Below are 25596 nucleotides of genomic sequence, written 5' to 3'. Positions count from 1 at the left end.
GGCGGGGCGGACGAGGGACCCGGGAGCACCGGGCCGAGAAGGCGGAGGTGAGGCACATGCGCCGTGTGTCCCGCCACGTGCCGAGGCCGCTCGCACCCCGCCCCCTGCACCTGTACGGCCGGCCGCACATCGATCTGCAGCGGGTCGCCGGCGCGCTCTGTCGCCCCTGACCCGTCTCCACGCAGCCCCGCCCCGCTCGCCGGGGCGGGATTCCTCGTACGGCCGATCAGGAAGGCACCTCCCGTGTCCTCGTCACGCTCTCCCCTGCACCTCGCCGTCGCCCTCGACGGCGCCGGCTGGCACCCGGCCGCCTGGCGCGAACCGGTCGCCCGCCCCGGTGAACTGCTCACCGCCGCCTACTGGGCCGATCTGGTGACCGAGGCCGAGCACGGTCTGCTCGACTTCGTGACCATCGAGGACGCGCTCGGCCTCCAGTCCTCCTCGCCCACGGAACCGGACGGCCGCACCGACCAGGTCCGCGGACGCCTGGACGCCGTCCTCATCGCCGCGCGGATCGCGCCGCTGACCCGTCACATCGGCATCGTGCCGACCGTAGTGGCCACCCACACAGAGCCGTTCCATATCTCCAAAGCGATAGCCACCCTCGACTATGTGAGCACCGGCCGTGCCGGTGTGCGCGTCCAGGTCTCGGCACGCCAGAACGAGGCCGCGCACTTCGGACGCCGAACCCTCCCGCAGTTCCGAATCGAGGACTACCGCACGCCCGCCGGGCAGGAGCTCGTGACCGACCTCTTCGAGGAGGCCGCCGACTACGTCGAGGTGGTCCGCAGGCTCTGGGACAGCTGGGAGGACGACGCGGAGATACGCGACGTCGCCACCGGCCGCTTCATCGACCGCGACAAGCTGCACTACATCGACTTCGAGAGCGGCCGCTTCAGCGTCAAGGGCCCCTCGATCACCCCCCGGCCGCCCCAGGGCCAGCCGATCGTCAGCGCCCTGGCCCACGCCACCGTCCCGTACCGGCTGATCGCCCGGGCCGCCGACCTCGGCTACGTCACCCCTCACGACGCCGAACAGGCACGCGCCATCGTCGAGGAGATCCGGGCCGAACAGACCGCGGCAGGCAGGGGGGACGAGACCGTGCACGTCTTCGGCGACCTCGTGGTGTTCTTGGACGACGACCCCGCAGCCGCCGAGGCCCGTCGCGAGCGGCTGGACGCCCTCGCGGGCCACCCGTACACCGGTGACGCCCGGATCTTCACCGGAACTCCGGCCGAACTCGCCGATCTCCTGCAGGAATTGAGCGAGGCGGGACTGTCCGGATTCCGGCTGAGGCCCGCCGTCGTCGGGCACGACCTCCCCGCGATCACCCGAGGCCTGGTGCCCGAACTCCAGCGCCGGGGCGCCTTCCGGCGGGCCTACGAGGCCGACACCCTGCGCGGGCTGCTCGGACTCGCCCACCCCGCGAACCGCTACTCCACCACCGCCTGAGCCGGAAGGACCCCCGACCATGAGCAAGCCGCTCAAGCAGATCCACCTCGCGGCGCACTTCCCCGGCGTCAACAACACCACCGTGTGGAGCGACCCCGAGGCCGGCAGCCATATCGAGTTCAGCTCCTTCGCGCACTTCGCGCGCACCGCCGAGCGCGCCAAGTTCGACTTCCTGTTCCTCGCCGAAGGCCTGCGCCTGCGCGAACAGGGCGGACACATCTACGACCTGGACGTCGTCGGACGGCCCGACACCTTCACCGTCCTCGCCGCGCTCGCCGCCGTCACCGAACACCTCGGTCTGACCGGCACCATCAACTCCACGTTCAACGAGCCCTACGAGGTGGCCCGTCAGTTCGCCAGCCTCGACCACCTCTCCGGCGGGCGTGCCGCCTGGAACGTCGTCACCTCCTGGGACGCCTTCACCGGGGAGAACTTCCGCCGCGGCGGCTTCCTGCCGCAGGAGGAACGCTACTCGCGGGCCAAGGAGTTCCTGGCCACGGCGAACGAACTCTTCGACTCCTGGCGGGGGGACGAGATCGTCGCCGACCGGGCGGGCGGCACCTTCCTCAACGACGCCAAGGCCGGAGCCTTCGTCCACCACGGACAGCACTTCGACATCGAGGGGCAGTTCAACGTCCCGCGCTCCCCGCAGGGCCGCCCGGTGATCTTCCAGGCCGGTGACTCCGAGGAAGGCCGCGAGTTCGCCGCCTCCGGCGCCGACGCCATCTTCAGCCGCTACTCCACGCTCAAGGAGGGCCAGGCCTTCTACACGGATGTCAAGGCGCGTCTCGCCCGCTACGGCCGCCGCTCCGACCAGCTGCTGATCCTGCCCGCCGCGACGTTCGTGCTCGGGGACACCGACGCCGAGGCCGAGGAGCACGCCCGCGAGGTGCGGCGCCTTCAGGTCAGCGGCGCCACCGCCATCAAGCACCTGGAATTCGTCTGGAACCGCGACCTGTCCGCCTACGACCCGGACGGCCCGCTTCCCGACATCGACCCGGACCTCGGCGAACACACCGTCGCACGAGGCCGCGCGCAGGTCCGGATGTACCGCGACCCGCTGGCCACCGCCCGTGAGTGGCGCGAGCGGGCGGCCGCCAACAACTGGTCCATCCGCGACCTCGTCATCGAGACCGGCAGCAGGCAGGCCTTCGTCGGCAGCCCCGCCACCGTCGCCGCGACCATCAACGACTTCGTCCAGGCGGACGCCTCCGACGGCTTCATCCTCGTCCCGCACATCACCCCGGGCGGCCTCGACGCCTTCGCCGACAAGGTCGTCCCGCTCCTCCAGGAACGCGGCGTCCACCGCACCGAGTACGAGGGCACCACCCTGCGCGACCATCTCGGCCTCGACCACCCCGACGCCGGGACACCGGCCGACCGGGTGGCGTCATGAAGTTCCTCGCGATCACCTTGATCGTGCACGCGCCCCACCCCGTCACCGGGATCCGGAAACCCACGAACGACCGCTTCCGCGAGGTCGTCGACAACGCGCTGCTCGCCGAGGAGCTGGGCTTCGACGGCTTCGGCGTGGGGGAGCGGCACGAGCGCCCGTTCATCTCGTCCTCACCGCCCGTGGTCCTCAGCCACATCGCCGCGCTCACCTCACGGATCCGGCTGTTCACCGCGGTCACCACACTCAGCCTCCTCGACCCGGTGCGGGCGTACGAGGACTACGCGACGCTCGACCATCTGTCGGGCGGACGCCTGGAGCTGATCGTCGGCAAGGGGAACGGCGCCGCGCAACGGGAGCTGTTCCAGGTCACCCCCGAGGACCAGTGGGACCGCAACGCCGAGAGCTACGAGGTGTTCCGCCGGATCTGGCGGCAGGACAAGGTCACTGCGGCGACCCGCTTCCGCCCCGAACTCAAGGACGCCGAGGTGTGGCCCCGTCCCCTCCAGCGGCCCGTCCGGGTCTGGCACGGCAGCGCCACCAGCAAGGAGTCGGTCGACCTGGCCGCCCGCCACGGCGACCCGCTCTTCTCCGCCAACGTCACCAACCCCATCGAGCCGTACGCCGAGTTGATCCGTTACTACCGCGAACGCTGGGAGCACTACGGCCACGATCCGGCCGGCATCGCGGTCGGCGCGGGGACGGCCGGCATCTACGTGGCCCGGACCTCCCAGGAGGCGCTCACCGCCTACCGGCCCGTCTTCGAGGGAAACCTGGCGTTCCAGAAGCGGCTCGGTCTGGAACCGGTGTTCACCTCGCTGGAGGACTTCGTGGAGCGCAGCTCGGCACTGATCGGCAGTCCCCAGCAGATCATCGACAAAGTGCACCGGTATCACGCGGAGTTCGGGCACAGCGTCCTGCATCTGCACGCGGACGCCGGAGGACTGACCGACCGTCAGCACCGCGACTCGCTCGAACTGTTCCAGTCCGCCGTCGCGCCCGTGCTGCGCCGCGAGATTCCCGATCCGCCGTTCCCGTGGGAGCCGGTCCTCGGGCCGTCCGGGCCCGTGCCCGAAGCCGTACCCGCTCTCGAACCCGTCCGCACATCAGCCGAGCGCTGAGGAGGCCTCCGCACATGTCCGACATCCCTCTCGGCGTCCTTGATCTGGTTCCGGTCTCCTCCGGCTCCACCGCAGGCGACGCCCTGCGCAACTCCATCGACCTGGCCCGGCGGACCGAGAGCCTCGGGTACGCCCGCTACTGGTTCGCCGAACACCATCTCAACCCGGGCGTGGCCGGAACCTCGCCCGCGGTCGTCCTCGCCCTGACCGCCTCCGCGACCTCGACCATCCGCCTCGGCTCCGGTGCCGTGCAACTCGGACATCGCACCGCCCTGTCCACGGTCGAGGAGTTCGGCCTGATCGACGCGCTGCACCCCGGGCGCCTCGACCTGGGCCTCGGGCGCTCCGGTGGCAAACCGTCCGGCCCGCCCTCCGTCCCGCCCGTGACCGCGACTCCCGTGGTCGACGGCCGCGCCCCGAACGGACTCCGCATTCCACCCCGCTTCTCCTTCGAACACCTTCTGGGCTCACCGAGGGTCGCCGTCCAGCGCGCCCTCCTCCAGCAGCCCAACGCCCAGTCGCAGGACTACGGCGAGCAGATCGACGACATCCTCGCGCTGCTCGCGGGCACCTACCGCTCGGCGGACGGCACGCAGGCGCGCGCCGTTCCCGGTGAGGGCGCGGACCTGCAACTGTGGATCCTGGGCAGCAGCGGTGGCACGAGCGCCGAGGTCGCGGGCCGGGGCGGGCTCAGGTTCGCGGCGAACTACCACGTCAGTCCGGCCACCGTGCTGGAGGCGGTGGACGGCTACCGAGCGGCGTTCCAGCCCTCCGAGGTCCTCGACAAGCCGTACGTCAGCGTGTCCGCGGACGTCGTGGTCGCCGAGGACGACGAGACCGCACGTGAACTCGCCACGGGATACGGCCTCTGGGTCCGCAGCATCCGTACGGCGGAGGGGGCCATCGAGTTCCCCACGCCGGACGAGGCACGCGCCCACGTCTGGTCGGACGCCGACCGGGCACTCGTCCAGGACCGCCTCGACACCCAGTTCGTCGGCTCACCGCGCCGCGTCGCCGACCAGCTGGAGCAGCTCCAGGAAGCCACCGGAGCCGACGAGTTGCTGATCACGACCATCACCCACGGGCACACGGACCGGGTGCGGTCGTACGAGCTGCTGGCCGAGGAGTGGCGCAAGAGGTGAGCCGTCCTCGGCCGCCGGGGACGAACAGGACCGGCGAGCCGTGACGTGGCCCGGACCGGCAGCACGGAATCGCACCGGGTGCGTGACCGTGCCGGCCGGTCCGGCCGCGCGTTGTGATCAGCCGTCTCCCATGCCGAACACGTCGTGGACCGGCCGCACCTCGACCGCCACCACGTGGAAGTCGAGTACGCGCGCGGCGATGGCGCGCGCCCGCTCGGGGGTCGCGCACTCGATCACGTAGTAGGCGGTGAGGTGTTCGGCGGCACGGTGCGTGCGGGGCGATGCCGGCGGTCCCGTTCAGCCGGTCGAGGCGAGGGCCGTCGTGCGGCCTCCCAGCGCGGCGGAGAAGTGGTCCGTCACCTGCTCCAGCGCCTGGGCCGCGGCGGGCGCGATCACGGCCGTGCCGTCCTCGCCGGCGGTGACATCCTTGTCGAGGGTGAACCAGCCGGGCACGATGTGCGACGCGCCCATGGAAGTGAGCACCGGGCGCAACGCGTAGTCGATGGCGAGAACATGGGCCGTGCTGCCGCCGGTCGCGAGGGGCAGTACCGTCTTGCCGGCCAGCGCGTACTGCGGGAGCAGGTCGAGCAGCGACTTCAACAGGCCCGAGTAGGCGGCCTTGTACACGGGCGTGCCGATCACCACCCCGTCCGCCCCCTCGATCAGGGCGGCGGCCTCGACGATCGCGGGGTGCTGGAAGTCGGCCCCGAGCAGCGCGTGGGCGGGAAGTGCACGCACCTCCAGCGGAATCACCTCATGGCCCTGGAGGCGGAGCCGGTCGTCCAGGTGACGCAGGAGACGTGTGGTGCGGGAGGTGGGGGAGGGGCTTCCGGAGACGGACACGATCGTGGCCATGGCGGACCTTCCGGGTCGGGATTCGGTTACGTGGAGCGGGTGTGCTGCGGACGGCGGTGCGGTCGCGGCGGGAGAGTCCACCCGCCGCGACCGCACCGCGAGCCCTCACCAGGCGCTCGAGCGCACGGTGATCAGCGGCCGCGGGTCACCACCCCGCAGCGCTTCGAGGAAGGTGACGACCTCGGCCGCCACCGAGCGGTGCTGGAGGTCGTTGAGGACGTCGTGGTGGGCGCCGCGCACGGCCGAAAGGCGGGCCAGGGGCAGCGACTTGGCCAGGCGGGCGAGCGCCTCGTCGTCGGCGAGCGGATCGGAGTCGCCGACGAGCAGCAGGGTCGGGACGGGTGTCTCGCTGTCGTAGGCCGCGCCGAGCACCGATTCCGGTATCGCGTCGTTGAGCGACCCCCGCCGTACCTGGGGGTCCTGGGAGAGGTTGCCCCGATGAGTGGGGCACGCGGTGCGGACGTCGAGCTCGTCGTCCCACGTCCCGACGTCCTCGCCGGTCGCCGCGGACGGCCCGGGAAGGCCGGCGAGGACGAGGGCGTCCGGCCACCAGGCGGCCGGAGCCTGGTCCCCGCCGAGGAGCGCGGCGAGCGCGACGGCCCCCGAGTCCGCCCCGACGAGGACGACAGGCCGTACGACACCGTCCTTCGAGGCGGTGCCCTCCACGGCCTCGGCGAGCCGGGCCGCCAGACCGGCCAGGGACGCGGTCGGGTCCTCGGCGTCGAGGGCCGGGGGGTCGATCACCCGGACGCGGTAGGCGTCGGCGGCGAGCCGTCCGCCGAAGCGCGCGTAGGTCGCCCGGGTCTCGCCGCGACCGGGCACCACGAGGATCGTGCCGCGGACGAGGAGCCCTTCGGGCCCGTGGTGGTCGCTGTACTGGGTCATCTCATACTCCTGCGGATGCGGGCTCGTCCGTGTGCGCGGGCTTCCAGCCCAGCGCGGGTGCCACCTCGGTCGCGATGAGTTCGAGGGCGCGGACGGAGGCGTCGTGGTCGGGGACGGCGGGGTTGAACTGGGTGATCAGGTCGGTCGCGACGGGCAGGACCTGCTCGCGGCCCAGGGCTGCGACGATGTCGTCGGGATGGCCGTAGAAGGCGTGGAAGCGGCGCAGCGCCTCGTCCGCGCCGAGGCCCTTCGGGAACGCGCCGCTCTCGGCCATGCGCAGTGCCGCCCGGTGCACGTCGTCGCCGATCGCGCGCAGCGCCGTGCGCCGGTCCTTGGCCGGGAAGACGAAGCGGGACAGGCCGATGCGCGGGCGGTGCGGCTGGTCCCAGGCGGCGAGGAAGGCGTCGGCCCAGGGGCGCTGCACCTCGTCGGTGGGAGCGTCGAACCCGTAGGCCGCCCGGTTGAGCAGCAGGTTCGAGCCGCTGCGCGCGGCGTACTCGGCACCCTGCGCGCTGAAGACGCCCTGCCAGAAGCGGCGGCCGAAGTCGCCGGGGCGGGGCTGGATGCGGAAGCCGGGTGTGCCCACGTCGTCGTGGGCCAGGGCCCGGCGCAGCACGTCGAGGTTCTCGCTGGTCAGTTCGCGCTTGCGGCCGGCGTCCTTGCCGAACGCGGCGTACTCCAGGGCGCTCGATCCGCTGCCCACGCCGATCTCGACGCGGCCGCCGCTGAGGGCGTCGACGGTGGCGATGTCCTCGGCGAGCCGGACCGGATCCTCCAGCGGGAGGACGGTGACGGCGGTGCCCAGCCGGATCCGGGTGGTCCGCGCGGCCGCGTGGGCGAGGAAGGTCCAGGGCGAGGACAGTCCGCCGCCCCCGAGGGAGACGTGGTGCTGGGCGACCCAGCCGACGTCGAAGCCGAGTTCGTCCGCCACGGTGAACAGTTCCTGCGCGTTGCGGTAGGTGCGGGCGATGTCGGGATCGCGTCCCTGGACGTGGGTGAGGAAGCCGAGCCTGATGCGTGGTCGCTCGCTCGTCATGGGATGTCGGCCTTTCGGTGTCGGGCCGCCGTGCCGGCCGGTTGTCGGTTCGAGCGGCCGGTGGACGCGGCCGGTGGAGGCGAAGGCGTGGTCCACCGGCCGGTCGCGGCGCGAATCTCAGTCGCTGACGAGCTGCGGTTCGCGGGTGTGGCGGTTGGCCGGGACGGGCAGGCCGAGGTTGCCGCGCAGGGTGTCGGCCGCGTACTCGGTGCGGAACAGTCCGCGCTTCTGGAGGATCGGGACGACACCGTCGACGAAGAGGTTCAGTTCGTCCTCGGTGCGGAAGGCGAGGTTGATGCCGTCGAAGGTGCCGGCGTCGAACCACTTCTCCACGGTGTCGGCGACGGTCTCCGGGGCGCCGACGAACGGCGAGCCGCGGAACTGATTGACCAGCTCGGCGACTTGACGCAGGGTCAGGTTCTCGGTCCGGGCCCGTTCGATGAGGGCGGACGCTCCGGTGCGGCCGCCCTTCTCCGCGAGGTGCGCGACATCGGGGAACGGCGCGTCCAGGTCGTGCGCGCTGAAGTCGTAGGCGCCGAAGGAGCGGCCGAGCAGGGCGAGGTTGCGGTCGAAGTCGTTGTCCTCCTCGAAGATCTCCCGTTCGCGGCGCAGGGCCGCCTCGTCGGTGGCGGCGACGACCGGGCTCCCGTGGATGAAGATCTTGATGTGGTCGGGGTTCCGGCCGTAGGAAGCGGTGCGCTTCTTGATGTCGGCGTAGTACTCCTGGGCCTGCTGGAGGGAGCCGCCCGGTGCGTAGATGCCCTCGGCGACCTGCGCGGCCAGGTCGCGGCCCTCCTCCGAGACCCCGGCCTGGAAGATGACCGGCTGGCCCTGCGGGGAGCGGGAGAGGTTGAGCGGTCCCGCCACCTTGAAGTGCTCGCCCTCGTGGTCGAGCGCGTGCAGCTTGGCCGGGTCGAGGAAGACACCCTGGTCCACGTCCGCCGGGAAGGCGTCGTCCTCGTAGGAGTCCCACAGGCCGCGGGCGACCCGGACGAACTCCAGGGCGCGGCCGTAGCGGGTGGTGTAGTCGAGGTGTTCGTCGAGTCCGAAGTTCCGGGACGTACCGGTGTCGAAGCTGGTGACGACGTTCCAGCCGGCCCGGCCGCCGCTGATGTGGTCGAGGGAGGCGAACCGGCGGGCCAGGTTGAACGGCGAGTTGTACGTCGAACTCGCCGTGCCCACCAGGCCGATGTGCCGGGTGTGGGTCGCGACCGCGGACAACAGGGTCAGGGGTTCCAGGCGGTTGAGGTAGTGCGCCGGATAGGTGGCGTTGATGAACTGGCTGTCGACGATGAACAGCGCGTCGAAGAGGGCGTGTTCGGCCGCCTTCGCCAGCCGGATGTAGTAGTCGATGTCGATGCTGGCGTTCTTCGCCACGCGCGGGTCCTTCCACAGACCGTGCTGGCCGGGACCGCCGACGCCATAGGGGTGCAGGGCGAGATGGATGGTGCGGGGCATGGCGTTTCTTCCTGTCTCTCGTGGGGTTCAGACGTTCAGCAGGGCACGCAGGGCGGCGCGTTCGGCCCGGTCGGCCGGGGCCGAGTGCAGCGTGGGCGCGGAACGGACCAACAGGCGGGTGTACGGGTGCCGGGGCCGGCCGATGACATCGCGGGCGGCGCCGGTCTCGACCAGCTCGCCCTGGTACAGCACGGCGATGCGGTCGGCGATCCCGGCGACGGAACCGAGGTCGTGGGAGATGAAGACGAGGGCCACACCCGCGTCGCGGAGTTCCTGGAGGATCCGCAGGATCTGGACGCGATTGGCGGAGTCCAGTGCGCTGACCGGCTCGTCGAGGATGACAAGGCGCGGTTCGGTGACCAACGCCCTTGCCACGGCGACGCGTTGGCGCTGGCCGCCGGAGAGCTCACCGGGCAGCCGGTCGAGCAGGTCCTCGGACAGCTGGACGCGGGCGAGGAACGCGCGGACCCGGCGCGCGGCCTCGTCGCGGGACACACCCCGGACGAGCAGCGGCTCGGCCAGCGAGGCCTCGATCGTGAGGTCCGGGTCGAGGCTGCGCAGCGGGTCCTGGAAGACGTACTGGACCAGACCGCGGCGGCGCAGCGCGCGCCACCGGCGCCCGCCGTAGGCCGTCACGTCCTCACCGTCGACGACGACGGACCCCGCGGAGGCGCGCACCAGGCCGAGCACGGCCCGCGCCAGGGTGGACTTGCCGGAGCCCGTCTCGCCGATGATCCCGACGGTCTCGCCGGGCACGACGCGCAGCGAGACACCGCGCAGCGCGTGCCGGCGCCGTCGGCGCGGTCCGTAGCGCACTTCGAGGTCCGTGACCTCCAGGACGGGCCGCGTCGGCTCCCCGGAGGCGGTGGACCCTTCGGCCGGGCCGGTGCTCACGGCCTGGGCGTCCGCGGTTCCGGTGTTCACGGTCTCGGTGTCCGTGGCTTCGGTCCTCGCGGTCTCGGTGCTCATGCGTCCTCCTCGGGCGCGAGGAACTTCTCCAGGCCGTAGTGCTGGTGCTCGGCGATCAGCAGCCGGGTGTACTCGTGCCGCGGACGGTGGAGCACGTCCTCGGTCGGACCCTGTTCGACCACCTCGCCGTGGCGCATGACGAGGACTTCGTCGCACAGCTGGGCGACGACGGCGAGGTCGTGGGAGACCACGACGAGGGCCAGTCCGGTCCGCTCGCGCAGATCGGCGAGCAGGTCGAGGATCTCGGCCTGGACGGTGACGTCGAGCGCGGTGGTGGCCTCGTCGGCGACGAGGATCCGCGGTCCCGCGGCGATCGCCACGGCGATGAGGACCCGCTGGAGCATGCCGCCGGACAGCTCGTGGGGGTACTGGGCGCTGACGAGTTCCGGGTCCCGCAGATGGACGGACCGCAGCAGTTCGACCGCCCGGCGGCGGGCCGCGCGCCGCTTCAGTCCCTTCTTGACCCGGACGACCTCGGCGATCTGCGCCCCGACCCGGATCGAGGGGTTGAGATAGGACGCCGGGTCCTGGAAGACCGCGCTGATCGTCGCGCCCCGCAGGTCCGTCCACCGGGCCGGGGACAGGCCTGCGATGTCGCTGCCGTCGATCTCCACCGAGCCACCGGTGATCTCGAAGGGGCCGGGCAGGATGCCCAGTGCGGCACGGCAGGTGAGGGTCTTTCCGCTGCCGGACTCGCCGACGATGCCGACGGCACGGCCGGGCGTGAGCGCGAAACTCACGCCGTGCACGATCTCCCGGCCGGTGGCCGGGTCGCCGATGCGCACATCGCGTATGGCCAGGACCGGGGACGGAGACCGGGCGGGCTCTCCGGGACCGGGTCCTGCGGCTTCCTCGGTCGTCTCGGCCCGGGCGGGGAGCTTCTCGGACAGGGTGGTCATCGCGCACCTCCTGCGGGAGCGGGAGCGGGGTCGGCCTCGGTGCGGCGGTCGGTGCGACGGCCGGCGCGTGCGCCGCGGTCGGCGGCCGGCGTGCGGCCCGCCTCGCCGGAGACGTCGCGGACGGCGTCGGCGAGGAGGTTGCAGGCCCAGACGGTCACCATGATCAGCAGGGCGGGGGCGAGCGGTGCCCACGGCTGGTGGCTGAGGTAGCCCAGATCCGAGGCGAGCAGGCCGCCCCAGGTGGGTGCGGGGGGCTGGACCCCGATCCCGAGGAAGGTCAGGCTCGACACGATGACGAAGCCGACCCCGACCGTCTGCGCGAGCGCGACCGCGATCGGCGGAAGCACCTTGCCCCAGATGTGACGGCGTACGATCCAGCCGGTCGAGGCGCCCGAGATGATCGCGGCCTCCACGTACGGCGAGCGGGCGACGGCCAGGGTGGCGGCGCGGGCCACGCGGTAGAACAGCGGGGACACCAGCGCGCCGGTGACCAGCATCGCCTGGGTGAGACCGTTGCCGAGCAGGGCGACGACGGCGACGGCGAACAGCAGGAACGGCAGGGCGACCAGCGTGTCGGCGAGCCGGAGGGTGACCCATTCGAAGACCCGGCCGAGATGGACCGACAGGATGCCGGGGACGGCGCCGATGGCCAGGGCCGTGAACGCGACCTCCAGCGAGCCGAGGACGCTGACGCGGGAGCCGTCGAGGAGCCGGCTCAGCACGTCACGGCCGAGGTAGTCGGTCCCCAGCCAGTGGGCGCCGGAGGCGGCGGCGAGCGGATGGTCGCTGGTCGCCAGGGGGCTCTGCGGAGCGAGCAGCGGCCCGAACACGGCGAGCACGGCGATCGCGGTGAGGACGGCCAGGGCGATCCGGCCGGAGGTGAGGGCGAGAACGCGGCGCACCATGGTCACACCCCCCGCCGGGAGGCCGGCGTCACGCGGGCCAGCACCAGGTTGACGAGCAGGTTGAAGGCGACGACCAGGACGATCGACACCACGAGGACGCCCTGCACGGCCGGTACGTCCCCGGCCTGCGCCGAGTCGTTGGCGAACCGTCCGAAACCCTGGAGTCCGAAGATCCACTCCGTGACGACGGAGGCGCCGACCAGGGCGGGGAACTTCAGTCCGAGGGTGGCGAGCGCGGGACCGAGGCCGTTGCGCAGCACGTGGCCGAAGAAGATCCGGCGCGGACCGAGCCCGCGGACCACCGCGCCGGTCACGTAGTTCTCGCGGTAGGCCCCGACGAGGCTTCCGCGCAGCTGACGGGCGACATCGGCGACGACGTCGAAGCTCAGCGCCACGGCGGGCAGGGTGATGTGGGCGAGCCACGGTCCGAACCCCTGCTCCGCCGGTATGTATCCGGCGGACGGGAACAGGTGCAGCCCCACCGAGAAGACGGCGACGAGCACGATGCCGACGACGAAGGCAGGCATCACCGAGATCACCGTCACGAAGCCGGTGATCGCGCGGTCGATCCAGGTGGTGCGGCGCACCGCCGCGAGCGTGCCGAGACCGAAGCCCGCGACGACACCGATGACCAGCGCGAAGGTCGCCACCGACAGGCTCACCCCCAGGCCGAGGCCGATGAGGGTGGAGATGTCGGCGCCGTTGGTCCAGCTCGTGCCGAGCCGGCCGTGCAGGACGTCACCGAACCAGTCCCCGTACTGGACGAGGAAGGGCCGGTCGAGGCCCCAGTGGGCCTCGACACGGGCGACCGCCTCGGGAGTCGCTTCCTCGCCCAGCTGGATGCGTGCCGGGCTGAGTCCGCTCAGCGACCGCAGCGCGAACGTCACGAACGTCGCGACCAGGAAGACGGGCACGAAGATCGCGACCGACCGGGCGAGGGTGGCCAGGACGCGGCCCAGGGTGTGCCGGGTCCGGGCCGCGGCGGCCGGGAGACGGACGTCGGGCGGTGCCGTTGCCTCCGTCGTCGTCATGGGTTGCCCCCTCTCTGTGATGGACGGAGTGTCAGTTGCCGCCGGCGATGGTCACGCCGGTCCAGTCGATGTGGGCGGGGTTCTTCGGCAGGCCGGAGATGCTCTTGCTCTTGGCGATGAGGTTGGGCGAGGAGTACGTGAAGACCAGCGCCTTGCTCTTGAGGCCGGCCCGGGTCGCCGCCTGGAGGACCTTCGTGTAGCCGGGCGAGTCCAGCGGGGTCCGGCGGACCTTGGCGATGGCGGCCTCGAAACCGGACGGCTCGTAGGGCGAGCTGAGGTTGAGCGGGCCGTTCGGGCCGAAGTGCGCGGTGAGCGTCTGCGCCGCGGAGTCACGCCCTGTGGTGCCGTACAGCGAGAACGTCAGGTCCTTGGCGAAGAACGGAGTGGCCCAGTTCTTGTCGATCTTGATCGTGACGGTGATGCCGACCTTCGCCAACTGCGCCTGGACTATCTCGGCTTGAGGGTCCTCGGCCGGGATGACCAGGTTCAGCTTGAGGGCGCCCGCCTTGTAACCGGCCTCGCTCAGCAGCTTCTTGGCCTTCGCGGGGTCGTAGGCGTACGCGTTCTCGGACTCCGGGTCGTAGGCGACGTACCCCTTGGGGAACGGCTGGTTGGTCACCGAGCCGTAGCCGAAGGTCAGCTTGTCGACGAACTCCTGACGGTTGACCGCGTAGCGGACGGCGTCGACGACCTTGTCGTTGTCGAACGGCGCCTTGTTGGTGTTGAGGCTGAGGTTGGAGGCGTTGAAGCCGGGCTGCACGAAGACGTCGAGTCCGGCCTTCTTGGCCGCGTCGGCCTGACTCGGTGCTATGTCGGCGAAGTTGTAGACGCCGGTCTGGAGTCCGGAGACGACGGTGGAGGCGTCGGGGGCGGAGCTCAGCTCGACGGTGTCGATGTGGATGTTCTTGGCGTCCCAGTAGTCCGGGTTCTTCTTCAGGACGGCCTTGGTGCCCGGGACGAGCTGGGTGACGGTGAACGGGCCGGCGCCGACCGGGCCCTGGTCCAGCTCGGCGGGGGACGCCGCCGCCTTCGGACTGGCGATCTGGAGGACGCGCTCGCCCAGCAGCTGGGGGATCTGGTAGTCGACCTGGCTGAGGTGGATCACCGCGTCGAGACCCTTGGCGTCCACCGACGTGATCGAGGTCAGGTCACCGAACAGGGCGGAGTTCTTCTGCTTCTTGGCCCGTTCGATCGCGGCCTTCACGGCGGCACCGTCGACCGGCGCGCCGTCGCTGAACTTCAGGTGGGGCCGCAGATGGAAGGTGACCACATCGCCCTTGGCGTTGTAGTCCCAGCTCTCGGCCAGGTCGGGGACGGCCTTTCCGTTCTCGTCCGTCCGGGTCAACGAGGCGTAGACCAGGGCGAGTTCACGGAACTGGGCGCCACTGCCGCTGACGACCGGGTCCCAGTGGGCGGGGAAGTAGGAGGAGGTCCACTTCAGCGCGGTGGAGCCGGCGGACGCGGAGGTCTCGCCGCCGCAGGCGCCGAGCGCGGGGACGAGCACGGTGGCGAGGGCGGTGCCCAGGGCGGCGGCGCGCAGCCGGCCGGGTCGAGGGGCGGAACCGAAGGCCGTGGCGGGGGTGCGGGGCGTGAGACGTCCGGGCATCGGATTGCTTTCTGCGAAGGCTCCCCCCGCGCCGGGGCGGCGCGGCGGGGAGCGAGGGCGGACCGCCCCGCGGACGGACGCCACGCAGGCCGAAGACGCGCATGCCTGTGTGTGCTTCGGTGCGCACGGGGGCATGCCGCGTTCAGGGCAGGAGGCGTCGGCGGATCGCGGGGAGGGCCGGGAGGCCGGGGAGCGGAAACGACGAAACGCTGGGAGAACGGCGCGCGATGACGGGGGCCGGGCGGCGAGTCGGCTCGGGGCCGGTACCGGAGTCGGCGGGACGGGCGTCAGGCGCCTGGGGGCCGCGGCTGGCGGGCGGTCAGCGACAGAGTGCGCTGCAGGTGCGCCGCAGGTCCACGTAGCGGCACACCACGCCGGGGTGCGTCGTGAGCATGGTGCACATCCTGGGGCCGGTTCTCGGCGGCTGTCAATGGACACCAATTGGTGTCTCATTGGGCGGGACGGGTTCTGACCGCTGATCAGAGCACCGGCAGGGACGGGAGGGTCCTCCACGGCCACCCTCCTCCACCCTGACCATTCGTCAGAAGACCTTCAGGGAACGGCTGGAGCGACGCGGTCGCGTTCCGGGTGCACGGCGGCCTCGTCCGGGTGCAGCCACAGGGGGCCATTGCCGGTCTCGACGCGTACGGCGTCCCCGGGAGGCCACGGTCCGTCGCTCAACACCGCCGCCTCCGGGCCGGTCAGGCTCCGGTACCGCGCGAGCGCCTCCGGCGGAGCCGGCCGCGCGGGCTCCGTCAGCAGCCCCGGGCTCAGCTCCTCGAACGCCGACGCGTACTCCTCGTACGGCCGCCAGCCGGGTACGACGCGCCGCCCCGCGGGAGTGCGGACCAGCAGCGTCGGCAGCGCGTAGCGGTACCCGCCGTCGGCGGTCTCCTTGGCGGCACCGGGATGCGGCGAACCACCGCGCACCGACAGCACCTCGCCGACCGGCCGACGCGACTCGGAGCGGTCGGCAAGTACCGCTTCCCGTACGGACGCTGACGCCGCGTCGGCCGCCAGCCGCTCATGGTCGAGGCCGGGCACACCCCGGACCGCGGACAACGCCAGCGCCGGGGTGTCCGCCGGTTCACCGAGCACGAACACGCTCTCCCGCAGGCGCCGCAGCACCCGCTCGGCAACCTCGTGGCCCTGACGCTCCGCGGCCTTGGCCGCCAGCGAGGACGGCCACGAACTCGCCGCGACCCGGCTGAGCCGCCGCGCCCGCGGTGCCACCGTGTGAGCGCTGATGTCCTCGACGTACCGCGTGTACCAGGCGGTCTCCGCGGCGGGATCGGGCGGCGGGTCGTCGTCGTGGTCGAACAGGACGCAGTACGCGCGTCGCCAGCGGACCCGGCCCGCCAGCGCGGCCCGGAGCCTGCGGAACACCGGCTCCGATCCCCAGGCCCAGGGACACAGCGGGTCGGTGTACTCCACCACCTCCACCGCCTCCACCACCTCCAGCGTTTCCATGGTGTCGACCACCTCCACCGCTTCCACGGTCTGCCGGTGCGGCGGGCGGGTCACGCGGCTCCCTTGTGGTCCATCCGCCCGGCCGCCTCGGCGGGCAGCAGCCCGGCCAGGGTCGTCCCGCCCAGTACCGCCGCGGCGTCCGCCTCGATACGACGCCAGACCCCGGGCAGTCCGGAGGCGGGCCCCGGATAGTCGAGTCCGGCCAGCGGCTCGCCCCGCAAGGTGATCAGCTCACCGTCCACGGCGCGTACGACGTCCAGCAGAGTGATCTCGTCGGCGGGCCGGCCGAGCCAGTACCCGCCCTCGCAGCCGCGCTGGCTGCGTACCAGGCCGGCCCTGCGCAACTCGCCCACCACGGACTTCAGGAAGCGGAACGGAACATGCTGCGAGGAGGCCATGGACTCACAGGTGAGCGGGCGGGCCGGTTCGCGGGCGAGCTCCAGCAGAGCTCGCGTGGCGTAGTCCGCCTTCGCGGAGATATGCATGGGCCCATGATGCCCGACCAGGTGTGCGCGGGCGGGGTCTCCACCGGTTCCCCACGTACATTGCGGGAACATTGCCGCAGGTGAAGCGCAATGGATACCTCTTGACATCCTTTTCCGGGCGGCTCTAGCGTCCCCCTCCATGAGCGAGCCGTCGACAACCCCCGGCGAAGGTTTCCACCCCCATCTCCCGGACGCCGAAGCACAGTCCGTACGCCCCTTGAGCACCCGCCTGCACCACATCCGCGCCGACGCCCTCGACGGCGACACGGCGCAGACCGGTGGCATGCGCAGATTCGCCGCCGTCAGCGGCACCACCGTCGGCTCCGAGAAGCTGTGGATGGGCCAGACCCACGTCGCCCCCTCCACCGCCTCCTCGGACCACCACCACGGAGCCTCCGAGACCGCCATCTATGTGGTCAGCGGACACCCCGAGTTCGTCTTCCTCGACGACTCGGGGGAAGAACCCGAGGAACTACGGCTGCGCACCTCACCCGGTGACTACGTCTTCGTGCCGCCGTTCGTGCCGCACCGCGAGGAGAACCCGGACCCCGCGGAGGAGGCCGTCGTCGTCATCGCCCGCAGCACCCAGGAGGCGATCGTGGTCAACCTGCCCGGACTGTACGTGCTGAAGGACGCCGGAGAGGGCTGAGCGCGCGGGCCGTTCGATCACGTGATGGGTGCGGTGGGTACGGTGGCGAGGAGGCCGTCGTGACCCGCGAGCCGGCCGGAGCGTGGAAGGAACCACGGAGATCATGCGCGCCATCGTGACCCGCCGCCCCAGCGGGGCGTCCGGATGAACGGCTCCCCTGTTCGGGCGGAGTCGATGAGCGGGCCTTTGGTCGCCATCCCCGTCTGGAGCAGGTTCTGCCCGGCGAAGTCGACCGCGTGATCCGTTCCGGCCGGCGGCGCGGTGAGCGCGTTCGGGATCTCGCCCGGCTCGAAGACCGGTTACGACAACAACCACAAGCAGAAGCTCCCCTTCGGATCCCAGCCCGGCAAGCACTGGACCTGGGGCAAGAACGGATCGATCAGCAGTGGCTACGCCGGTGTTTTCTACTTCCCTTCTCGGTCGCGTCGGGGGCACGTTGAACAGTCGAAAAATCCTATGGCTTGCACTCGTATAGTCGTCGCATGACTAGCGATCACCTTTCCGGCGTTCTTGAACGGCTCGACACCTGGCTGGAAGGAAATACGCCCGGTGAAGTCCCGGCACTGAACCCGTCCGCCACGCAGGATGCCATCGACCGCGTCGCTGAGGGCCGGTTCAGTCTGCATCCCGACCTTGTCGCACTCCTGCGGTGGCACAACGGCATCAGATTCGGCCTGCCCCATAACGCCGGATACATCCTGCCCGGCGGATACTCCATCCTGCCGGCGCAGAGCATGGAGGGCGGGCAGCGCGAGATGGAGCAACTGGTCGCATGGAGTCTCGAAGAGGACACCGATGAAGTCGTCACCATGTTCATCGTTGCCGATGGAGTGGAAATCGTCGGTGACGGACAGACGCACTACCTGCGAGAGGATCTGGGCTTGACCGCTGCCCCGGCAACCGCGCACGTCAAATGGGTCCCCATTGGTGCGACCAGGTCGGGCGACCGGCTGGTCGTTGACCACCGGCATGGTCCCATGTATGGAAATGTCCACGCAGTTGCTCACGATGGCACCGATTTCCAGACCGCGTGGGACAGTGTTCGCGCGATGTGTGAAGACATGTTGATTTCGCTGGAAGCCAACCAGCCCCTCACCGCTTGCAGGCTGGGGTCTGGCTATGTTCCGCGTATTCGAACGACCAGTTTCGGAGCAATGCTCGACTGGGAAATCATCTGAGCATAGCGGATTCACGGGAACGGGCATCGCGGGCCATTTTCCGTCTTGCCTCTGATCGCTGGAAGGTGCGGGAAAGTCCTCTGTGAATATTCCAGGACCTGCTCGCGGTCCTGACGGAGGAATCGGAGCAAACCCGAGCATGCAGAGCCGGTGGCACTGTGGGTGCCAGGTGCCAGGTGCCAGGTGCCAGGTGCCAGGTGCCGGGCGCCGTCGGCGATGCGCACGCGAGTGGGTATGACTGAGTGGCGGTCCGAGGCATGAAGCCTCGGACCGCCGCTCCGTCTCGGAGGCTATGCGTTACGGGTTGACCACGCACACCTCATCGGTACGACATCCCTCCAGGTCGGGTGCCTCCATGTAGAAGGCATCGTCATCGTCCATGCGTGCTTTCGTGTAGAAGGCGCCGACGCCCCGGCCTGCGGCCTCGTTCTGCTTCGCAGACATTGATGCCCGGCCGCAGACTTCCTGCCACGTAGGTGTCGGATACCGGTCGAGATCCGGGTACAGGCGCCACTTCCCGTCAGTGTCGCTCTTCTGCGCGAACAGTTGGGTGCACTCGTCTCCGTTGCTCACGGACTGGCCGCCGCTCTCCTTCGTCGTAGCGAAAGGGAACTCGTCGCACTGCCTGCCATCGGGGCTGTTGTGTGTCGCCTCGGGGGTTGCTTTTGTGGTCGGCGTGAACGAATCGGGGCACACCTTTCTTCTGTTCTTTTCCTTCACATCCTGATCGATTTCTCGGTGGAGTGGCTTCTCTTCGGCCTTGCTGCCTGGGTGTGAAGGAAGCTCTTCACGGAGCAACCAGTAGTAGGCTGCGGCAGCCGGGTACTTGGCGGTCGTCATGGTCCAGGTCGGGATGTGCCTGTAGAAGATGCATCCGGTCGAGTTCTTGACGGCTACTGAATTGTCGCACCTGATTTGATCGAACAGTGATATCTCTGGTTTGTCCACTGGAACAAGGCCTTGCCATTCGGGGCTGTTGGCCTTGAAGCTCAGGAAGATGCCGCGGTCGAGCTTCTGGGATGTGTTTTCCACCGGATTGTTCCATGTGTTCGTCTTCGTCGCCGATGCCCAGTGGTTGTCGAGAATGCTCGACCATTCGGCGCCGTTCCAGGCTGTTGAGTAGCTGGCGTCGCAGTCCGGGGTGCAGGGGGTGTCCCAATAGTCCAGCGAGACACTGCCGAGGGCCGCGTCCATGTCCACGGGGACGATCGACATGCGCTCTTTGAACGTAGCCTTGTTCTCTGTCTTGGTTTCGACGAAGACGTTGAACGCTGCGGATGCGGTTTCCACGGCGCCGTCGGGGTCCTTTTTGGTCCAGTGGACGATCGTGGTGAAGGCCAGGCAGCCTTCACGGCGTTCGATGGTGTAGGTCCACGTCAGACCCGTCTGAGAGCACCACGTAACAAGGGGCGTAGACACAGCGCCGGCGGCGGCCGCGCGCGCGAGGGTGGGCACCGTGGTCAGCGGTTTGTAGGTGACGCACTGGCGGCCCTGACCGTTCTTCAGGCCCTCGGCACATCCGTCGTCCGGTCCGAGCGAGCGGAACAGGGGGTTGGACACGAGCCCGGTCGGAGTCGGTTGCTTTTGTTGGTCGTCGTCGACGAAGTCGACCTCTGTGGCGTTGTCATCCGGCTCAGGGAGCTCCAGCCCGGCCATTCTGCCACCGGGCACGTTGAAATCGCCCGGGACGAACGCGACCGCGCTCCAGGCGATGTCCTTGTCCGCGGTTCCGCTGGGGGTTGTGTTCGAGAGCCGGACCTCGGGGGTCATGTCGTTGAAGCGGAAGGCGCCCAGCGGGACCCACCGGCCGGATGCGTTGGCGGACTGATCGATGGTGACCTTTTGAGTCCCGAGAGCGGTGACGACCTCGTAGACGGCCTGATGGGTCTGCGCTCCCGTGTCTGGGATGTACACGTAGACCATGGCCTGCTTCTTTTCCAGCTGCCCGTTCAGCTTCCATCTGCCGTCGATGGTCATCTGACCGCCTTCACCGCCCAGGTGGCCGACGTCGCGCTCGTGGGCGTACCAGAAGTGACCGCCGTACCCTCCGCCTATCTGATGCAGATCGGCCTTGGCGTCGAAGTGGGTGCCCATGGTGTCCGCATAGAAGGTGAACTGGAAGGTGCCTGAGGAGGTGATTTGTCCGCAGTCACCCCACGTCTCCGTTCCGTTGGGGGCAGAGGCGACGACGTGGGCGCCGTCGGGCGCCCCGGAGCAGACCGGCGTACCGTTCTTCAGGCGATAGCCGCGTCCCGGCTCCGAGATCAGCGTCGCGTACTTGATCAGCTCGTGCCCGCAGTCATTGGCACAGTTCGTCTTCCAGGTGGCATTGGGCTTGTTCCACCAGTACTGCGCGTAGCACTCCGCGTCCGGGCAGTTCGGCGGTGTCGCCGGGTCACAACTGTTGTTGCTGTTGCAGAAGACGCTCAGCGGCGGCGAGACCAGGCTGCGCTGGGCGGTGCTGGTCCACCAGGCGGGCCGGAAACCGGCCGAGGAGAAGCCGGCTTCGCCCTTCCAGTCCTGGCGGCCGTCGGTGCTGTAGGAGTAGCCGGTGTCGATGGACCATGCGGCCCAGCCCATCACCTTCTCCTCATACGGCCAGTCCTGCGGGTGAGCGGCGTCGTGGTTGGCTTCGGTGCCGTCCACGTCGGTGTCCATGAACGGGTGGCCCCAGCTCTTGGCGTAGACGGGGTTGGCCGGGTTGTTGTACCAGCCCAGGCCCCAGTGGCCGCCATGTTGCGAAGCGTCGGAGGGGGGGTTGAAGCCGAGGTTGTAGTTCCATACCGCGGTGAACCAGTTCTCCACCCGGGATGGGTCGTCGTCGTTGACGGTGATCGTCTGCCCGGCGGTGTGGACCTCGTTCCACTTGCTGGCGAGGATCTTCATGGAGGCTGCGATGTTCACCGAGTAGTCGACGGAGACAGCCTTTTGCAGAGCGGGCGAGAGGCTTGTTTCGCCGGGCTTCTCGTGTCCCGCCAGACGCATGCCGTCGGTGACCTGTCCGACTCCGTAGCCGCAGTCGGACTTGTCCCAGTTGATGTTCCAGTAGGCGTCCGGGTTGCCCGGGTCGATCTGGTGGCCGTAGTAGCCGTCGACGGCGGCAAGAGGGCTTCCCATCTGGCCGGGGATGGCGCCGGACTCCGCCTGCCACATGTTGGATTCCTGGGCCATGATCCCGAGCATCACGTTGGCGGGGATGCGTCCGCCGCCGGTCAGCGTGGGCGGCGGGAACAGACCCTGCGGGTCGACTGTGCCCAGCCCGGATTGGTTGCGGTAGCCGCCCTGGCGCATGTAACTCGCGCGCAGGTTGCCACGTACAGCCATGTCGACGGCCCATTCGACCTGGTTGGGTGTCGGCTGAAGGGCCTGCGTGTTGACATCGTTGCGGGAGATGGAGCACCAGCGGTCGGGATCAGTCGGATCGTGCGACACGATCGACGTCACTGCCGCACTCTTGGCCAGCTGCGCATGCTTGCCCGAAGCGGCTGCGGCCGAGCGCGCCTTGACGCTGCTCATCAGCGCTGGTGTGAGAAGGTCCGTTCCCGTGCTGGTGCTGGTGCTGATGACTGTCTGACTGATCTTCGCGCCGGTATTGGTGGCGGTGGATGTCACGGTCAGTGGCGCGTCATCCGCCAGGCTGGTGGCCTGCGCCGTGCCGTTCTTCGCGGAGGGGGCGGTCTTTGCGAACCCCTTGCCCGCGTTTTTGATGTTCTCGACGCCCGCTCGCATGCCGGGAGTCAGGACCGGGTCGACGGCGAGTCGCCCTTGACTGGAGATGACGGTGCCGACCTTCGCGTTGAGGCGGCTGACTCCACTGCCCTGGATTCGGGAGACGCCGGCCGGGTGTCCGGTGATGAACACCTGAGCGGACCCGCCGCGGGTCAGGTCGAGGTCGCCCAGCCTGCCGGTGGCGACCGTGATCGCCTTGCCGGGCCCACCCCACAGCCGTGCGCGCGCCTTTTCGCTGCCGTTGCGCTCGACGAAGGCGATATGCCCTCCGTCGACTGGGTGGATATCGAATGGCACCCCGCCTGCGGTGAGGAGGTTCTTGACCTTTCCGGAGCGATCGAGGTGGACCAAGCGCCGGCCCATGGCGGCGACCGTGCCGTCCTTGAGGGGTACGGCACTGGTGGCCTCGCCGGTGGTCGCTACCTTGCCAAGGATTTTGCCGGCAGTGTTCACGGTCACAACACGGGTCCGGGTCTTTGCCGGATCGTTCATGTCGCGGTACGCGGTGAACGCGGCCGTGCGCGTGTCAGGGTTACAAGACGGGTCGAAGTACGCCAGCGATGCCGTGAACGGCAGTTTCGTTACCTTGCCGGTGGTGAGGTTGACGATCGCGGCGAATGCGCCGCCCTGCATCAAGTCCGGACTGTTCGTGAAGCTACGTGGTGCGTACACGGCGGCTGCGTGATCACGGTCCAGGACGCACTCGTTGCCAATCCACGAGTCCGCGGGCAGTCCCGGTTCGCTGAGGGTGGCTGCGGTCTTCCATGCGTATGCCTGGGCGCTGTCGGCGACCAGGATTCTCAGGCCGCCGGTGTCGGCGACGGCAGTCACCGCTCGGTCCCTGCTCGTCTTCCAGCCTTTGCCAAGCGTCTTGTCAGGATCCGTAACCCGCCCTTGGCCGGCAGTTTTCGGCTTGCTGTGCTCGGCAGGTTTGGTCTGCGGTGCCGACAGGGCGTTCGTAGGATGTATGAGACTGCCCGCTAATGCGGCGCTGGCCAACACGGCAGCCAGTCGCACACGGGCGCCTATCTTGTATCTCAAGAGAGAACTTTTCCTTCCTGGTTGAACAGCCGGGCTTCTTGGCATGCCCCGGCAAGAAACCGTCCCCGACCTGCAGACGCCGGCGCCTTGAACCCCAGCGCCACTCGGCGGGACAGCATCGTGTCGGCAGCGGGGCCGGTCCGATTTGTCTCAGGCCGACCAAAACAGCCCTCAGCCCTCAAGGGGCCGCGTGCAGTGAGGGGCAGGCCCTGTTCCCGGTCGACGATGGGAGTGAATTCGTCGACACAAATCTTTGGAAACTGCGGAGTCGGACCCATGTCTTTCGGGCCGATCGCTGCATGATCCCGTCCGGTTTCCCCGGAGGGGCATCCTGAAGCCTGCTCCTCATCGCACCACCATTAGTAGATCACTTGTACGAACGAAGTGGATCTTCACATGAGGGGAGATGTCATGGCTATGACATTGCTCAACTTTGAACTTTCGTGACGCTCCGTCGGATCCAAGGCGGACTGGCACCTACGGGATCCTCCATGTGCGGTGCGGAAGGGAGCCCGGAGCAGCGGACCGCGCGAGCGGCGGGTGCCGGCTGCCGACGGGATGGACCGGCTGCTGGCGTGGTGACTGCCACAGCAAAAACAAGAGGCTGGAAGGAACGGAGGCAGGGCGCACTTTGGGGATCGGCTCACCCTCCGACCTGCTTGCGCACCGGCGGGGCCTGGCCGACCGCAGCCCGGCTGCCCCTGGCGAGTGGTCCTGGGAGGGGTGTTCCTCGACGACGTGGGGGAGATGTCCGAGGAAGTACAGCGGCGCACCTCACCCGGTGACTACGTCTTCGTGCCGCCGTTCGTGCCGCACCGCGAGGAGAACCCGGACCCCGCACAGGAGGCCGTCGTCGTCATCGCCCGCAGCACCCAGGAGGCGATCGTGGTCAACCTGCCCGGACTGTACGTGCTGAAGGACGCCGGAGAGGGCTGAGCGCGCGGGCCGTTCGATCACGTGACGGGTGCGGTGGGTACGGTGGCGAGGAGGCCGTCGTGACCCGCGAGCCGGCCGGAGCGTGGAAGGAACCACCGAGATCATGCGCGTCATCGTGACCCGTCGCCCGGCGGAGGCGTTCGGATGAGCGGCACCGAGACATCCGGCTCAGAGCCCGGCGGCGCCGAGGAATCCGTCCTGCTGCGCACCGAAGGACGGGTCGGCCACATCGTCCTCAACCGGCCCAGGGCGCTGAACGCCTTGAACCACGCGATGGTGCGCCGCATCGATCGGGCGCTCACCGCCTGGGAACACGACCCCGCCGTCGAGACCGTCGTCATCACCGGCGCCGGAGAACGCGGCCTGTGCGCGGGCGGCGACATCCGGGTCGTCCACGACGACGCGCGCGACGGGGACGGCACCGCGTCCGCCGCGTTCTGGCGCGACGAGTACCACCTCAACGCCCGCATCGCCCGCTGTCCCAAGCCGTACGTGGCGGTCATGGACGGCATCGTCATGGGCGGCGGCGTCGGCGTCTCCGCGCACGGCAGCGTCCGGATCGTCACCGAGCGCTCCCGCGTCGCCATGCCCGAGACCGGCATCGGCTTCGTCCCCGACGTCGGCGGCACCTACCTGCTCGCCCTCGCCCCGGGCGAACTCGGCACGCACCTCGCCCTGACGGGCGCCTCCATCGGCGCCGGCGACGCGCTGTTGTGCGGCCTCGCCGACCACTACCTGCCGTCCTCCGCGCTCCCGCGGTTCGTGTCCGACCTCGCGGACCGGCCCGTACCGGAGGCCGTGGCGGCTCACGCGCGGCCCGCGCCACCGGCGGAACTGGCCGACCAGCGCGAGTGGATCGACGCCTGCTACAGCGCCGACACCGTCGAGGAGATCATCCGGCGGCTGCTCGCGGCGGACGACCCGGCCGCCAAGGAGACGGCGGAGATCCTGCTCGGTAATTCGCCGACCGCCCTGAAGGTCACGCTGGCCTCCCTGCGCCGGGCCCGGCGGCTCGGATCGCTGGAGCAGGTCCTCGACCAGGAGTACCGCGTCTCCTGTGCGGCCCTGTCCGCCCCCGACCTGGTCGAGGGTGTCCGGGCCCGGATCATCGACAAGGACCGCGAGCCGCGCTGGTCCCCGGCCACGCTCGCCGAGGTCACCGACGCCGACGTCGAGCGCTTCTTCTCTCCCCTCGGTGAGCGTGAACTCGGGCTGTCCGACGACGAGTCCGGCACCGGCGGGGACACGGCGGGGCAGGACTGAGGACAGCGCGTCACCTGGGACGAGAAGAAGATCACCCCGGTCGGCGCGGTCTTGGCCAGGTACGCGGCACGCGGTACGGTCGGTCCGATATCG

General features: G+C 69.8%; 20 protein-coding genes and 1 pseudogene. 9 read left to right on the top strand and 12 right to left on the bottom strand.

Annotated elements, in window-relative coordinates; genetic code table 11:
- Window positions 1-56 precede the first annotated feature (56 nt).
- The 5 genes from OG485_RS43905 to OG485_RS03565 all read left to right on the top strand — a co-directional run bounded on the left by OG485_RS43905 (window position 57) and on the right by OG485_RS03565 (window position 5108).
- On the top strand, window positions 57-170 hold the full coding sequence (locus tag OG485_RS43905) for a putative leader peptide (protein WP_443048649.1): 114 nt from the start codon (window positions 57-59) through the stop codon (window positions 168-170).
- 73 nt (window positions 171-243) lie between these two features.
- The gene (locus tag OG485_RS03580; RefSeq protein ID WP_328664421.1) at window positions 244-1452 is read left to right on the top strand and encodes an LLM class flavin-dependent oxidoreductase; all 1209 of its coding nucleotides are present in this window, start codon (window positions 244-246) and stop codon (window positions 1450-1452) included.
- A gap of 19 nt (window positions 1453-1471) precedes the next feature.
- Window positions 1472-2848: an NtaA/DmoA family FMN-dependent monooxygenase gene (locus tag OG485_RS03575; protein ID WP_328664420.1), complete on the top strand. Its 1377-nt coding sequence runs from the start codon at window positions 1472-1474 to the stop codon at window positions 2846-2848.
- Window positions 2845-3966 (top strand): LLM class flavin-dependent oxidoreductase, encoded by a 1122-nt coding sequence (locus OG485_RS03570; RefSeq protein WP_328664416.1) that lies wholly within the window; start codon window positions 2845-2847, stop codon window positions 3964-3966. Before OG485_RS03575 ends, OG485_RS03570 begins: the two co-directional genes overlap by 4 nt.
- A gap of 14 nt (window positions 3967-3980) precedes the next feature.
- Window positions 3981-5108, top strand: coding sequence for an MsnO8 family LLM class oxidoreductase (locus OG485_RS03565; protein WP_328664414.1), 1128 nt, complete (start codon window positions 3981-3983; stop codon window positions 5106-5108).
- A gap of 297 nt (window positions 5109-5405) precedes the next feature.
- Here the strand turns inward: OG485_RS03565 and ssuE are convergent, their stop codons facing one another.
- The 11 genes from ssuE to OG485_RS03510 form a co-directional block, all read right to left on the bottom strand.
- Window positions 5406-5963, bottom strand: coding sequence for an NADPH-dependent FMN reductase (gene ssuE, locus OG485_RS03560; RefSeq protein ID WP_326789920.1), 558 nt, complete (start codon window positions 5961-5963; stop codon window positions 5406-5408).
- Window positions 5964-6068: 105 nt separating this feature from the next.
- The gene (locus tag OG485_RS03555) at window positions 6069-6848 is read right to left on the bottom strand and encodes an alpha/beta hydrolase (protein WP_328664411.1); all 780 of its coding nucleotides are present in this window, start codon (window positions 6846-6848) and stop codon (window positions 6069-6071) included.
- Between the two features lies 1 nt (window position 6849).
- On the bottom strand, window positions 6850-7884 hold the full coding sequence (locus OG485_RS03550) for an LLM class flavin-dependent oxidoreductase (RefSeq protein ID WP_328664409.1): 1035 nt from the start codon (window positions 7882-7884) through the stop codon (window positions 6850-6852).
- Between the two features lie 117 nt (window positions 7885-8001).
- Window positions 8002-9342 (bottom strand): LLM class flavin-dependent oxidoreductase, encoded by a 1341-nt coding sequence (locus tag OG485_RS03545; RefSeq protein ID WP_328664407.1) that lies wholly within the window; start codon window positions 9340-9342, stop codon window positions 8002-8004.
- Window positions 9343-9369: 27 nt separating this feature from the next.
- Window positions 9370-10311 (bottom strand): ABC transporter ATP-binding protein, encoded by a 942-nt coding sequence (locus tag OG485_RS03540; RefSeq protein ID WP_328664405.1) that lies wholly within the window; start codon window positions 10309-10311, stop codon window positions 9370-9372.
- Complete coding sequence (locus OG485_RS03535) at window positions 10308-11210, bottom strand: ABC transporter ATP-binding protein (protein ID WP_328664403.1); 903 nt, start codon at window positions 11208-11210, stop codon at window positions 10308-10310. Before OG485_RS03535 ends, OG485_RS03540 begins: the two co-directional genes overlap by 4 nt.
- Window positions 11207-12115, bottom strand: coding sequence for an ABC transporter permease (locus tag OG485_RS03530; RefSeq protein WP_328664400.1), 909 nt, complete (start codon window positions 12113-12115; stop codon window positions 11207-11209). The genes OG485_RS03535 and OG485_RS03530 overlap by 4 nt, the downstream gene beginning before the upstream one ends.
- 2 nt (window positions 12116-12117) lie before the next feature.
- A complete protein-coding gene (locus OG485_RS03525) occupies window positions 12118-13146 on the bottom strand; it encodes an ABC transporter permease (protein ID WP_328664397.1) in 1029 nt (342 codons plus the stop codon).
- A gap of 31 nt (window positions 13147-13177) precedes the next feature.
- Window positions 13178-14752 carry an ABC transporter substrate-binding protein gene (locus OG485_RS03520; protein WP_328664395.1) on the bottom strand — a complete coding sequence of 525 codons (1575 nt, stop codon included), beginning with the start codon at window positions 14750-14752 and terminating at the stop codon, window positions 13178-13180.
- A gap of 552 nt (window positions 14753-15304) precedes the next feature.
- Complete coding sequence (locus tag OG485_RS03515; RefSeq protein ID WP_328674229.1) at window positions 15305-16222, bottom strand: DsbA family oxidoreductase; 918 nt, start codon at window positions 16220-16222, stop codon at window positions 15305-15307.
- 50 nt (window positions 16223-16272) lie between these two features.
- A complete protein-coding gene (locus OG485_RS03510; RefSeq protein ID WP_328664393.1) occupies window positions 16273-16707 on the bottom strand; it encodes an RrF2 family transcriptional regulator in 435 nt (144 codons plus the stop codon).
- A 139-nt stretch (window positions 16708-16846) separates the two neighbouring features.
- Between OG485_RS03510 and OG485_RS03505 the strand changes: the two genes are divergently transcribed.
- Both OG485_RS03505 and OG485_RS03500 read left to right on the top strand, forming a co-directional pair.
- Entirely contained in the window at window positions 16847-17356 is a 510-nt protein-coding gene (locus OG485_RS03505) for a cupin domain-containing protein (RefSeq protein WP_328664391.1), read from the top strand.
- Between the two features lie 482 nt (window positions 17357-17838).
- Window positions 17839-18534, top strand: a complete 696-nt coding sequence (locus tag OG485_RS03500; protein WP_328664389.1) for an SMI1/KNR4 family protein — start codon at window positions 17839-17841, stop codon at window positions 18532-18534.
- Between the two features lie 297 nt (window positions 18535-18831).
- Here the strand turns inward: OG485_RS03500 and OG485_RS03495 are convergent, their stop codons facing one another.
- On the bottom strand, window positions 18832-23094 hold the full coding sequence (locus OG485_RS03495; RefSeq protein ID WP_328664387.1) for a golvesin C-terminal-like domain-containing protein: 4263 nt from the start codon (window positions 23092-23094) through the stop codon (window positions 18832-18834).
- Window positions 23095-24027: 933 nt separating this feature from the next.
- Here OG485_RS03495 and OG485_RS03490 point away from each other — a divergent pair.
- Together OG485_RS03490 and OG485_RS03485 are read left to right on the top strand one after the other, a co-directional pair.
- A pseudogene (locus OG485_RS03490) lies at window positions 24028-24240 on the top strand (cupin domain-containing protein); the annotation flags it as partial.
- 144 nt (window positions 24241-24384) lie between these two features.
- Window positions 24385-25503 (top strand): enoyl-CoA hydratase/isomerase family protein, encoded by a 1119-nt coding sequence (locus OG485_RS03485; RefSeq protein WP_328664385.1) that lies wholly within the window; start codon window positions 24385-24387, stop codon window positions 25501-25503.
- Window positions 25504-25596 lie beyond the last annotated feature (93 nt).

Source organism: Streptomyces sp. NBC_00328, from assembly GCF_036139655.1.
Classification (GTDB): Bacteria; Actinomycetota; Actinomycetes; order Streptomycetales; family Streptomycetaceae; genus Streptomyces.
This window is presented reverse-complemented; position numbering and strand designations above follow the sequence as displayed.

Coding starts and splice junctions, on each gene's coding strand:
- OG485_RS43905 (WP_443048649.1), top strand. CDS start 57: ATGCGCCGTGTGTCCCGCCACGTGCCGAGGCCGCTCGCACCCCGCCCC.
- OG485_RS03575 (WP_328664420.1), top strand. CDS start 1,472: ATGAGCAAGCCGCTCAAGCAGATCCACCTCGCGGCGCACTTCCCCGGC.
- OG485_RS03570 (WP_328664416.1), top strand. CDS start 2,845: ATGAAGTTCCTCGCGATCACCTTGATCGTGCACGCGCCCCACCCCGTC.
- OG485_RS03565 (WP_328664414.1), top strand. CDS start 3,981: ATGTCCGACATCCCTCTCGGCGTCCTTGATCTGGTTCCGGTCTCCTCC.
- ssuE (WP_326789920.1), bottom strand. CDS start 5,963: ATGGCCACGATCGTGTCCGTCTCCGGAAGCCCCTCCCCCACCTCCCGC.
- OG485_RS03555 (WP_328664411.1), bottom strand. CDS start 6,848: ATGACCCAGTACAGCGACCACCACGGGCCCGAAGGGCTCCTCGTCCGC.
- OG485_RS03550 (WP_328664409.1), bottom strand. CDS start 7,884: ATGACGAGCGAGCGACCACGCATCAGGCTCGGCTTCCTCACCCACGTC.
- OG485_RS03545 (WP_328664407.1), bottom strand. CDS start 9,342: ATGCCCCGCACCATCCATCTCGCCCTGCACCCCTATGGCGTCGGCGGT.
- OG485_RS03540 (WP_328664405.1), bottom strand. CDS start 10,311: ATGAGCACCGAGACCGCGAGGACCGAAGCCACGGACACCGAGACCGTG.
- OG485_RS03535 (WP_328664403.1), bottom strand. CDS start 11,210: ATGACCACCCTGTCCGAGAAGCTCCCCGCCCGGGCCGAGACGACCGAG.
- OG485_RS03530 (WP_328664400.1), bottom strand. CDS start 12,115: ATGGTGCGCCGCGTTCTCGCCCTCACCTCCGGCCGGATCGCCCTGGCC.
- OG485_RS03525 (WP_328664397.1), bottom strand. CDS start 13,146: ATGACGACGACGGAGGCAACGGCACCGCCCGACGTCCGTCTCCCGGCC.
- OG485_RS03520 (WP_328664395.1), bottom strand. CDS start 14,752: ATGCCCGGACGTCTCACGCCCCGCACCCCCGCCACGGCCTTCGGTTCC.
- OG485_RS03515 (WP_328674229.1), bottom strand. CDS start 16,222: ATGGAAACGCTGGAGGTGGTGGAGGCGGTGGAGGTGGTGGAGTACACC.
- OG485_RS03510 (WP_328664393.1), bottom strand. CDS start 16,707: ATGCATATCTCCGCGAAGGCGGACTACGCCACGCGAGCTCTGCTGGAG.
- OG485_RS03505 (WP_328664391.1), top strand. CDS start 16,847: ATGAGCGAGCCGTCGACAACCCCCGGCGAAGGTTTCCACCCCCATCTC.
- OG485_RS03500 (WP_328664389.1), top strand. CDS start 17,839: ATGACTAGCGATCACCTTTCCGGCGTTCTTGAACGGCTCGACACCTGG.
- OG485_RS03485 (WP_328664385.1), top strand. CDS start 24,385: ATGAGCGGCACCGAGACATCCGGCTCAGAGCCCGGCGGCGCCGAGGAA.